The organism is Cupriavidus numazuensis, from assembly GCF_905397435.1.
GTDB classification, from domain to species: Bacteria; Pseudomonadota; Gammaproteobacteria; order Burkholderiales; family Burkholderiaceae; genus Cupriavidus; species Cupriavidus numazuensis.
The window spans coordinates 1-10435 of the sequence record NZ_CAJPVI010000116.1; the positions used below are offsets into that span (position 1 = coordinate 1).

Annotated in this window: 9 protein-coding genes; 6 read left to right on the forward strand and 3 right to left on the reverse strand. The window is 55.8% G+C overall.

Annotation, left to right across the window (positions count from 1 at the left end; translation table 11 throughout):
- Positions 1-256 precede the first annotated feature (256 nt).
- Together KHO41_RS40245 and KHO41_RS41545 are read left to right on the forward strand one after the other, a co-directional pair.
- A complete protein-coding gene (locus KHO41_RS40245; protein WP_244874267.1) occupies positions 257-775 on the forward strand; it encodes a DUF6471 domain-containing protein in 519 nt (172 codons plus the stop codon).
- Between the two features lie 906 nt (positions 776-1681).
- Positions 1682-1903 carry a hypothetical protein gene (locus KHO41_RS41545; protein WP_244874268.1) on the forward strand — a complete coding sequence of 74 codons (222 nt, stop codon included), beginning with the start codon at positions 1682-1684 and terminating at the stop codon, positions 1901-1903.
- A gap of 651 nt (positions 1904-2554) precedes the next feature.
- Here KHO41_RS41545 and KHO41_RS40255 read toward each other — a convergent pair.
- Positions 2555-2875 carry an H-NS histone family protein gene (locus KHO41_RS40255; RefSeq protein WP_211958766.1) on the reverse strand — a complete coding sequence of 107 codons (321 nt, stop codon included), beginning with the start codon at positions 2873-2875 and terminating at the stop codon, positions 2555-2557.
- 416 nt (positions 2876-3291) lie between these two features.
- Here KHO41_RS40255 and KHO41_RS40260 point away from each other — a divergent pair, with 416 nt between their 5' ends.
- The 3 genes from KHO41_RS40260 (at position 3292) to KHO41_RS40270 (ending at position 7336) form a co-directional block, all read left to right on the forward strand.
- Entirely contained in the window at positions 3292-4518 is a 1227-nt protein-coding gene (locus tag KHO41_RS40260; RefSeq protein ID WP_211958767.1) for a hypothetical protein, read from the forward strand.
- A 1075-nt stretch (positions 4519-5593) separates the two neighbouring features.
- The gene (locus tag KHO41_RS40265; protein WP_211958768.1) at positions 5594-5737 is read left to right on the forward strand and encodes a hypothetical protein; all 144 of its coding nucleotides are present in this window, start codon (positions 5594-5596) and stop codon (positions 5735-5737) included.
- Positions 5738-5791: 54 nt separating this feature from the next.
- Positions 5792-7336 (forward strand): hypothetical protein, encoded by a 1545-nt coding sequence (locus KHO41_RS40270; protein ID WP_211958769.1) that lies wholly within the window; start codon positions 5792-5794, stop codon positions 7334-7336.
- 728 nt (positions 7337-8064) lie between these two features.
- Here KHO41_RS40270 and KHO41_RS40275 read toward each other — a convergent pair.
- Positions 8065-8568, reverse strand: a complete 504-nt coding sequence (locus KHO41_RS40275; protein WP_211958770.1) for a hypothetical protein — start codon at positions 8566-8568, stop codon at positions 8065-8067.
- Positions 8569-8728: 160 nt separating this feature from the next.
- On the opposite strand from KHO41_RS40275, the gene KHO41_RS40280 reads away from it, so the two are divergent.
- The gene (locus tag KHO41_RS40280; protein WP_376990036.1) at positions 8729-9037 is read left to right on the forward strand and encodes an H-NS histone family protein; all 309 of its coding nucleotides are present in this window, start codon (positions 8729-8731) and stop codon (positions 9035-9037) included.
- A 13-nt stretch (positions 9038-9050) separates the two neighbouring features.
- Here the strand turns inward: KHO41_RS40280 and KHO41_RS42055 are convergent, their stop codons facing one another.
- The gene (locus KHO41_RS42055) at positions 9051-9401 is read right to left on the reverse strand and encodes a YHYH domain-containing protein (protein WP_407065406.1); all 351 of its coding nucleotides are present in this window, start codon (positions 9399-9401) and stop codon (positions 9051-9053) included.
- Positions 9402-10435 lie beyond the last annotated feature (1034 nt).

The following is a 10435-nucleotide window of genomic DNA, read 5'->3' on the forward strand; positions in this document are numbered from 1 at the left end:
ACGTTGCCACGCTGGCGAGGCAAGCAGTGTTCAATCTGTCGATATTGGGCTTCGGTGATTTCCATCACCGAAGCATACAACTAAATCAAATTAGTGTGAACAGGCCCTAATAAGGCTAAAATGAATGTGCCATGCCGTTGAAGGAAGGGGCGACTCTGCCTGACGGCTCTCTTTTTTTGCTTTTTCGAATCGAACCTACGCTGCGCACCCCTCACAAGGTTGACGGGTGCAGCTAGCTATGCAAGGGGCAAACCGCTTGAGGCATACCTACACGGCATGGACACAGCTGGCGGCAAGGACTGCCCGCGGCCTTCTTGCACGAAAAGGGGTTGCTTATCAGGACTTGGCCACCAAGCTATCCAACATGGGTATCCCCGAGTCCCTCAGAAGCGTGGAAAGCAAAATCCAAAGAGGAAGCTTTCGTCTTGACTTCTTCATCGCGACGCTAAGGGCAGTGAACGCAGAGTACCCGCCCCAGTGGAAGCAATTCGTCGAGTCTGATATGCCGGCAAAGGACGCTGCAGTTCATATCCTTCTCCATGAAATCGGAATCCATGGGGTGCGCATCGATGACCTCTCTATCCACCTCAGGAGACGAGGGGTTTCAATCGAACATCACACACTGACAACGTATCTGACAGATGGCGACGTTCCATTCACTCTGCTTCTGCAGCTTGCCCTAGTCGCTCCATTGGGCGACTTGTGCCGTTTCGTTGACCAAAGTGACATTGAGGCCGCCGCCGTTAGTAGCAACGCATCGATAAAAACATCGTAAAGTACCTCTTGGTCGACTTTGCGCGTAGAACTACGCGCAATACAAATTTACCTCGGCCTACGAGGAATGCAAGGACTAATTTGTGTCAGACGCCCGCCTCCGGCCTCCGTTTCTCGGCGAAGCCGGACCTCTGCAGACTGGTTCGACGCCGCTCCATGCAACACCGAGGCAGCGTTGATGGAAGCCACGGGGCTTCGAAGCTGAGCGTGTCTGTGGAATAGGTCGACCTAGCCTGGCGCGGCGGCATGCACCAGGCGGTTGTTCGCGGCATTCGGGCAGATGGAAGGTCTATGTGGTGTTCAAATTTTCATCCGCGTAACGATGCAAGCGATGACCTTGCCTTCCGGTGAATAAGCGGAGGTCGTGCCCAGCCAAGCGCGCACAAGATGAACCTTCGACCGAGCCACCCACCTCGATTGAGGTACACGTCTTGGGCAAGGTGGACCGGAACACCTTGCTTCCACAGCAATACAGCCTACACTGGTCATGCGTCCTCACGACGCCATCCCGTTACCAAAAGAAGCAGAACTACATCTCGGTAGCGGCCTCCCCCACGTTGCATGGACTTTCGCTATCGCGGCGGCACTCACGCGATTTGCACCTTGGCTCGCCTCGCCGATGAGTAGGCGGGTAGAGGTTCGTCATAACGACTACGAATTTTCGCTCTACGGCTCCTCGCCGTGGGCGGGGAATTATTGTCTTCAGTAGCGCAAGGCTGGAACGTGAATGGCGGCGCAGACGGCTTGATTTCCCTGCACCTCACAACGAGGCATATCTATGCCGATTTGGTCAGTAGCATCAGTTGATAGCCAGCCAGGCATAACGCTCCTTCGTTGGAGAGTATTTGAGACAGAGCATCAGGAGCGCCATTTTGTCGGCTATTGCTTGGAAAGCAGTTCGGGACGCGTGAGTTCTGCCATCGTGAGCTTTGACGCCGACGAGGGCGTGGGGACCACCGTAAGCGGACGGCGATACATTCTTTCGGGCTGCCCTGGCTTCACCGATGACGCCGAGTACGTCTGGCACCTCTGGAAGAGGGTCAACGGTGTCACCCTGGCGAAAGATGTCACCAACGAATATTCGCCGCCGGCGAACGCGGTTCACGTCGCGCCCAATGGAGTGCCATGATGCCGGCAAAATGGAGCAGTCCATGCAGGGAACCGCTATGCGAGCAGCAGTTGGCAGACTGGCGTGTACTCGAAACTTACCGCGGTGAGCGCCATTTCATCGGCACGCTTCTAGGCGATTGCCGATGTCGGGTTACTCCCGGAATTGTCAGGTTCAATGCAGCGACACGGACAGGCATAACGGCCCATGGCAACGCCTTTACTTTGACCGGAAAGCCCGGTCCAAGATATCTAACCGTTGAGGTCGTTGCGATTTACACTGCTTTCGACCCCTATTTGCGGGAGACTGTCGACGTAACAGAGGAATACGTCCGATTCTTGCAACGGGGGACGCTGAGGGCCTATCAACACAGTGGCCTTGGCCACGTCAGGTCCTACACCGAGAACTATGAGTAGACTCGTGGCTCAATGACGCTACGCAGCTCGCTGCCTCGCTTGCTATTGGTCGGTCTCGCGCCCATCTTCATCGATGAGGGGCTGCAATCTGGTAGTGAATCAAAGACTCATTGCCTCACCTTTGTCCCGTTGCGCGCCGCCAATGCCTGCAGCCCGAAGGCAAATCTACCGAAGGGGTGACTTGTGCTCTTCAATGACAAACCCCTGCCTCAAGTGGCAGGGGTGGAAAGAACTTGAGTCCAGTGAACTGAAGTGCTCACTCCTCGGCAATCAAGAATCGGTTCGGATTTTTCCCAAGCCACGACGGTGCTCGACCGCGACCGGACCAGGTCTTGCCAGTCTTGGGGTCGCGATACTTCGGCGGCAACGGTTCCTTGGCTGCCGTCGCCTTACCCGAGCTGCTTCCAGCGGGACGGCCGCGGCGGCGCTTCCCTTCGATGTCTTCAGGCGTAAGACCATAGTCGACCATCAGTCCGCGGATTTTCTCGATGACGCCAGCTAGTTCGTTTGCGCGTACCTCTGCGAGCTGCGACTCAAGAGCTTCCTTCTGCGCCATCAGTTGCTTGTAGGTTGCCATATTTTTCCTTCGGTCGATGTCCAATTGGAATGCCAATTGAACGGTTATACGTCAAATCATCTTGACTAGGCAAGTCATATCCAACTTGTAGTCCACCGTTTCAACGAGTGCGTTTTGATAGCAATGGACGATATTCCAAAGAGTGCATCGCCGCATCAAGGCGCTTCATTCTGGAAGAGCTGAAGTCACTCGCATCGCTTTGAACGCCAAACCTTCTCATTCGCGAGCGCTTGCCAGTCAAATCCACTGAAGCTAAAACGGCTACTTGATGTAACTTGTTGATGCTCGTCTGAGTGCACCCGTTCATGCGTTTCTCCCCCGAAACGTGGGTTGTCGTACCCTATGGCCCATCCTATAGTCCGAGAGCTAGTCGGCAAAGTCAGCCAAATGTAGTGCTCAAAAAAAGGATGGAAAAAATGAGGCGTAAAAAGACGACTCTGCTGAAGGTGGTGGCACTTTCGGCCGCCTTAGGTGGAGCTGGCTGGGCGCATGCACAGCCTCAACTGCGTGTTGGCCTTTCAGGAGAATGCCCCTCAGCCCATAGTGGCGGGGTGGCATCCCCTAGGATTGCGCCCATTGTTGCGGGCATTGCAGCAAGCCTCGCCGCTGAGGCAGCAAAGTCCCTCATCGACAAGCTCAACGACTATCTGACAACAGAAAAGAGCGTCAATGTTCAGGATACCTATCCAGCCGAAGCACTTTTTATCAGCGATGGCCAACAAATTGTGTTCGCACCGGAAGCTCAATGTGTATGGGTCGCAGTCGCAGACGAATTCCACACACCACGTCGTGACTCCACTGGACGCGTTCAAACAGAAGTAGACGGCACGGCTATCAAAGTCGCAAGCCCCGAAGCAGTCTCAACCCTCGTGCAGTTCAATGCAAAGAATAAGGCCGCGGTCGTAGATTTCACCGGAGCAGACTCCCCCTTGCTTTTCTACTACGAGGCAGAGGTTCGACAACCCCAGAGCAAGACAGGCTGGCGCCTCGTTCCCCTTACGGCCTACTACCCCAAGTTCTTGCATTCAAGCAATATCTTTCAGTCGAGGTTGCATGACCTCTCGTTGACTATCCAGTACGCGTCGCCGGGTAGTGGCCCATTCGCAACCTATCACCTGGTCTTGCCGGCCTTGAGCGAGGGTGAACTCACGCGCCAAATGGTAGCCTCCAAAGGTACTGGCTGGCTGGCCGTGCCACAGGCCACAACTGCACCAACTGGTGGTGTAGCTTTCTATCCTGTCAATGTCACTGCACAGCTCATCGAAACGCGCAAGCCCAATGAAGTTGCCATGGCACTTGGGAAGGTTGCCAAAGATAAGGAAACCGACCTGAGCAACCAGCTCAGCGCCAAGGTCTTGTATTCCCTTTCGCAGGACACGCGTACCGACACCTATACAGCGGCCGCGACGGCTGCAAAGTCGGCAAATGACGTCTACAACAAGGCCTACGATGACGCGAAGGCGGCGTACGACCTTTACAGCACCGCGAAGCAGTCCGGCGACCCCGGAACCATCAATCGCACGTTGAATAACGCGCGGGTTGCCTACAAGGTGCTGGACCTGGCAAAGGCGGATGCGGAAAGGAAGATGGCGGCCGCCAACCTCGCCTTTCAAGCGCTACCCGACTTGCCATCTCTGGCCTAGAGCCGCCACCTGGCAGGTAACGCCGTTCAAACGAATAGCGTCCCACCCTGCGTCGAGGATGACGGTCGCCCACCAAAAGCCTTGTAGAGGGCGGCAGGCCTTGCTTTCGCCGATGCCGACGAAGTGCAGCTTGGGCTAGTCGACTCGAAGAGGGTTCGCTAGGTTTCTACGGGCCTTCCCTTCGGCCAAAGCTCGGCTATACTGTATATCCATACAGTGTCAGGTTTGAAACCATGCACCCCGAACCAGCAAATTGCCCGTTATGCGGCGCTGCCGCGGAGCGGATACGGTCGTCCCAGCTACGCGGGTTCAGGTACACCTGCCCGTCGTGCGGTTCGTTCGGAGTTGAGTCGGCCGCACTGACCGGCCTGGTTGCGCCTGCGTCGACGCGGCAAGACTTGGTCCGGTTGCGGGCGTACGGGCATCTGCCGCTCATTCAGCGCGACAAGCAAGGTGTATGGGTCGGCCCTGGCCGAGGGTAGGACATGAGCTCATTCACGTCATGCACTGCGGCCGCGTTGAGGAGAGCAGCGACAATAGGTTCGCTACGGGGCCTGGGCCGCGCCACGGGATGGAGGAATAACATCATGAGCAACAGCCAGCTGGCTTCGAAGTGTCATCTTCGGGGAGACAGCGCCGACGAGTCTCCAGTCTTCGGGGCAAACGGCATCCTGGGGCGTATTCCTGGGCAGTATGTTTCGGCCGCCCTGAGTCTCCTCCCGCCCGCGGCATCAGCGCCGGAGTGCCATCAAGAAATCGAGATGGATGCAGAACCTTCAGGAAGAGTTCGCTTCTTCGCAGAGAAGAAGCGCGCCCGTCACCATCGACATTCGCACTACTTCTGGTCAGTGTACCGAGCGGAGCCGGTAGGAGTTGAGAATCCTCTCTGAGGCAGTTCGCGCGGAGTCGCTCCTTCCACGCCTTAGCTATTGACGAAGCACCGGCAGCTTTTCAGGCCGGTTTCTTGAGTCGTGTCCTCGCTTGCTAGCACAAAACTTCGTCGCCAATTTTCACCTGGCCCCAGTTCGAGCGATTACCTAGCATGACAACTCCTTTCACTACTCGGGAGCTCAACATGAAGACACTGACCAAACAGCAAGCTGACCACCGCGCGGATGCGCTTAACAAGAATAAGGGAACAAGCGGAACGAACCCCACAAATGCGAAGGTGCAGGGAAACCGGGGAAAGCAGTTGAATCCGAACCAGACGAACAAGTAATCTCCAAGCGCCCCGCCTCAGCGGGGCTCCTGCTTTCTAACACAGGTCCGCACCATGAAGGTTGTTGGCTTTCCCACCCAAGGTGAAGTGCTGCAGTTCGTCTTCGACGCGTCCGGGGTTTTGCCCAGGAAGTATGAGCGAGACGAGAGCTTTGACGAAGCTAGAAAGAAATCCACGCAGACGGCACTGAGACGCCTAGCCAATGAGGTCGGTCAACTCGACCCGAATCTCGGCAAGCTTCTCGTGACGTTTAGCTATCTTATCGCGGGTGTGCTGCCACCGCGCGAGTTCTGGGCGTTCGGCGATGTATTCTTTGACTTGTTCGACACCTATCGGCATGCCCTGAAGACCGAAGGTACCTACCTCACAAAGTCCGAGACGGCCAAATGGTTTTTGCTGGAGAGCGCCGCCCCAAGATTGGCGATTTCCGTCGCCAAGCAACTCCAACGGTACAACGTCGCGGAGGATGGGCTGCTTGTCCCAGCAGATGCGTTCTGGTACTTGCCTAAGCGCGATGGCGATAACTGGCAGTGGCCCCTCGAACGAGTCATGCGCTGGGCATACGAACTCGCCGGAACCTCAATCCAACGTTTCCATTGCCCGGACGACACCGATATGGCGCTTCTAGGTAAGAACTTGGAAAGTGCGAAAAATTGGCTCGCAGGTCGCAATCTTCCATCTTGGTCGTCACTGCTTAAGAATTTCGACGAGTCGTTCGAAGCGCTGGACAGATTTCGAGCCAAGCAAGGGTTGCCATCGCTTCCCGAAACACAGAAAGTAAGCGTCCGCACCGCGCTATTTCTGTCGCGGACCGCGACTTACATCTCGACGCTCGTGCAGAAGCACTTCGGAAATCAGACGCTGCAAGAATTCTGCGACCGCTATTGCTTGCTCGCTGAGAGCATTGCTGACAATACCAAAATAATTCGAGAGCTCGTTCATCAACTCATCGCTCGCGAGCAAGTTCCGCCAGGGGAGTGGGATAAGGTCTGGTTCGTTGTTGTCACCGACTATTGGTACAAGTTTGCCGCAAGGCAAGACCTGCTGAGCCAAGCCGTGGCAAGCGGCCGTATCACAGTCGACGAAGCTATCGAGGCGAGTCGAGCCTTCGGACGACTCGCGGCGCTCCAATTTGAACGTTCAGAGGCTTTTGCTCCTCAACACTCCATCCCTGACGGATTCGGAGAACTCCTGCTGGAAGGCTTCGCCGTGAGAAAGTCCCGTGACCTCAGCATTTCTGGCATTGAGGTCTATCGTGTCCGCCTCGAGAATCGTGGGCTCACGGAAGCACTTCCATGGATGGTTCCCTGGCAACGAAGTACCTACTACTACCGCGAACGAAAATACGCAGAAGCCTTCCAATTCATACAGGATGCGTACGAACGCGCCCAGTACTGTGCTGGGGCACATCAGTATCTACTCGTAAATCAGTACGTCGAGCTAGCTGCGAAAAACGATAAGTGGAAAGAGTTCACTCAGGGCGTTCACTGGGCGACGTATCTCGGCTTTGAAGTAAGGTGGTTGCGTAAAGAACCGCCGACGAAGGAGAATCTGGAGTTTGCGTTCGAAACTTTGAAGAGAGCCGTTTATTCAGTCTAGAACAACTCTGATTTTCCCACTTACGACGATGGCGAATTTGGCCGAGGGGTTCCGGTCGACGGAGCGCGACCTCACGGGGCCGGACATGAATGTTGACCGCGCCTGTCTACGTGAGCAAAGTAGGGACATGAAGGGATGGTCCAAGCCTTCGCTGACGAGTCACCTGTCTGGCAGCCAGATGGCTCATTGGGCAGGCTTCTTCGGAGAACGGCAGCCGAAGCCAAAGTGGAATCCAAAGCGATAGGTACTTTGTAGTGGACTGTGTACAGCAGTAGCAGTCAACATCCCCAACGTCGTCAGAGGAGATAGCAGCATCCCCACAGTCGACCGCAGCCCCTGTCGGAAGGTGTACGAGATGGAGGAGGACGTGGTCGTCGCGGTGGAAGCCCTTACTGAAGCAGACTGGAATTAGAAACGCAGCACCCCCACATGCCAACCGCGGAGCATCACACGCCAAGCTCTCGCAGCAGTTTCGACCTCAGGTCCTCGAGCGCCGAGTTGCCGGCGATACCCAAACTCACAAGCGCGAGTGCCCAGATTCGGATGCTCTCGTGCCGAAAAACTTTAACTTCTCCAATAGCTGACTATCTTCGATGTAAAAGACCTCGGGGCATGGGGTCTCCGGCGCAATTACATTCACCAATAGTTGACAGAGTCGTAGCCGAGGATTATGTTCCCATGCTTCCGCCAGCGCGGAAAGTACAGCGGCATGCTTTCCTGGTTCGCGTTCAGACAATTGGCATCTCCTTCATGTAATCATCAAGAACCAAGGTTCCGGTACATTCACCTGTCCGGGAGCGAGCGCCACTCCTATTAACAGGCGGAAATTCGCAATGACACTGGAAATACCACCAGAGAAGTTGTGCCTCGGCGTCTTTTAACGTCGAGCCAAAGACGCCAAAATGGCAAATCTCAATACGAATGGGACCGTGCCCTGCAATAATTGCCTTGTACTTCGGTCCGTTTGTCGGTGAAGTTGCGAGCAGTTCTGCATATCTCGCATACCTGGCTCGAAAAGTCTGCTTCGTTTGGCCGATATAAAGAATGTCTGTCTTCCCGCTAATCCGTGGAAACGCGCGCTCGGTACGGTAGAGGTAAACAATGTTGCCCTGCTTTCCCGCCTCCGTGGAATCAAACACTGAGTTGAAAGCAGAGGGAGTTGCTTCAGTGATTCGACCAGGCAACTCACGAAAATGACTCTGCAGGACTTTATAGAAGAGAGAACTATCCAATTGACATCACCGTTTGGGATTGAAGCGGCCGCTTTCTGAGTATTTTACGTAGCAACGGGGTAGACCATAGCCTTCTCCCAGCGCATATGGATGGGGTTAGAATACACTGGAAGCAGTGGACGGTGACGCCTGTCTCCAACGCCAACGAGAGCGAAACCTAATGATGCTCAGTTTCGACGCCCCCAATTCTCCCCTCCTTGAACGTCTCTCGGATACGCAACAACTACGGGAGCGCGCTGCTGCGATTCTTTGGGTGAGGTCCCAGATGGCCAAGCACGGCATTGCAGAAGATGACCTGGTTGCCGCCGGATGCTTCGTCGCAACCAGTCCGACCACCAGTCGCCAAGCCCATCCCATTCGCTTCAGAGACGCACAAGGCCATACTTGGGATGGCCAGGGCGACCGACCCGAATGGCTTCAGCGCGCGGTGAATGCTGGCCAGTCTGCCGACCATTTCAGGATTGCGTAACTTGGCGGTCGGGCTAGCAGCCACCATAGTTTTTGCGGCCGCTCGCTGTAATCGTGTACGTACCTCCGCGAGGCCCCGTGTAGCACGTTAGCCCAGACCCCGTCGTGCGAGGTGCAGCCAAGGCATTCGTCGCTCGGCTTGGAGGTGTGCGAGAAGCATCGGGAGGGACGAGATTCGCGCTCCCACTCCCGCGGTGACAGTGGTAGTCACCCGTCTTTCGATTGGTGTGGCAGCCATTGGCGTCTAGGCCTCCGCCATGGGCGTACACCGAAGCGGAAAACGAGACAAGACACAGAAAGACAGCGACGACGCCACTGGTGCCGGCCTGAAGACTGCGGACACGTGCGGCAGGCATTGCGCTCATGGACCCTCTCCCGTGGTTGTTATTCTTGGGCTCGGAAGCAGTTCGTGGTCCGCCTTACCGAGAAGCCTTGATTGTCAAATCTCCCGCGTTGCCGAACCATCCCGCAATAGGGGTAGCCATGACCGCTCTCTCGCCCTTCGTCGCGGAGTGAAACCAGGACGAAACTGCCTTGGCAGACATCCTTCCAGCGACACGCAGCCATTTGAAGCTGGACGGTCATGTCGAGCCCGCAAACAGCACCGACTCGCAAAAGAAGGCAGGCTTCGCGGGATGGAAGCCTGCCCCAAAGTTGACAAGGAACTGTGCGTTCCTGACGTTGTTATCGTCAGTTTGGTTCGAACCTTTCGCGCTAATTTGTAAGTAGAGTAGCGAATGCGCGACAACTGGAATGGCGGCTTGTGGCGGAGACGTCGCCGCTCACCGCTACCTCATTCGGCTTGCGGAAATCCTCTTGGATGAGCTTGGTGGACTCCTCCCAGAGTGCTGGTGCACCACGCTCGATAGGGGCCGGTAGCCACGTCTAAGTGGTGCTGGACACGCTTCACTACAAGCACGTATTGCAGCTCTTAATCGCCATGATGCCGAGTCGCTGATACTTCGTTCTCATCCATCTGCGCTGCAGATAGAAAGAATCAAGCGGCCGGTCTGACTGCCCGAAGATATACTTCATCGTCACCTGTCGGCCGACCACAAAGGCGCCCGACGTGTATCCAGCCGCTCCATTGAACGGCTGTTGGGGTGACCGCTCGGTTGGTCGGCTAAAAACGGCAGCAACCGAGGGAGACCGGTCTCTGTGAGGGAAGAGTTGAGACGACCGGCATGCGGGCGAAGATAGCGCATGACTCGAATGACTGTTGGAATCATCCTGGTCTGGATGGTGGAAGGCTCGGCGCGCGCTGCGTGCTAAGGGGCCTCCGGCTATCCCTAGGGCCTGTTCACACTAATTTGATTTAGTTGTATGCTTCGGTGATGGAAATCACCGAAGCCCAATATCGACAGATTGAACACTGCTTGCCTCGCCAGCGTGGCAACGT

What these genes read in the sequence shown, in the direction of transcription:
- KHO41_RS40255 (WP_211958766.1), bottom strand. Translation starts at nt 2,875, where the DNA reads ATGGCAACCTACAAGCAACTGATGGCGCAGAAGGAAGCTCTTGAGTCG.
- KHO41_RS40260 (WP_211958767.1), top strand. Translation starts at nt 3,292, where the DNA reads ATGAGGCGTAAAAAGACGACTCTGCTGAAGGTGGTGGCACTTTCGGCC.
- KHO41_RS40265 (WP_211958768.1), top strand. Translation starts at nt 5,594, where the DNA reads ATGAAGACACTGACCAAACAGCAAGCTGACCACCGCGCGGATGCGCTT.
- KHO41_RS40270 (WP_211958769.1), top strand. Translation starts at nt 5,792, where the DNA reads ATGAAGGTTGTTGGCTTTCCCACCCAAGGTGAAGTGCTGCAGTTCGTC.
- KHO41_RS40280 (WP_376990036.1), top strand. Translation starts at nt 8,729, where the DNA reads ATGATGCTCAGTTTCGACGCCCCCAATTCTCCCCTCCTTGAACGTCTC.
- KHO41_RS42055 (WP_407065406.1), bottom strand. Translation starts at nt 9,401, where the DNA reads ATGAGCGCAATGCCTGCCGCACGTGTCCGCAGTCTTCAGGCCGGCACC.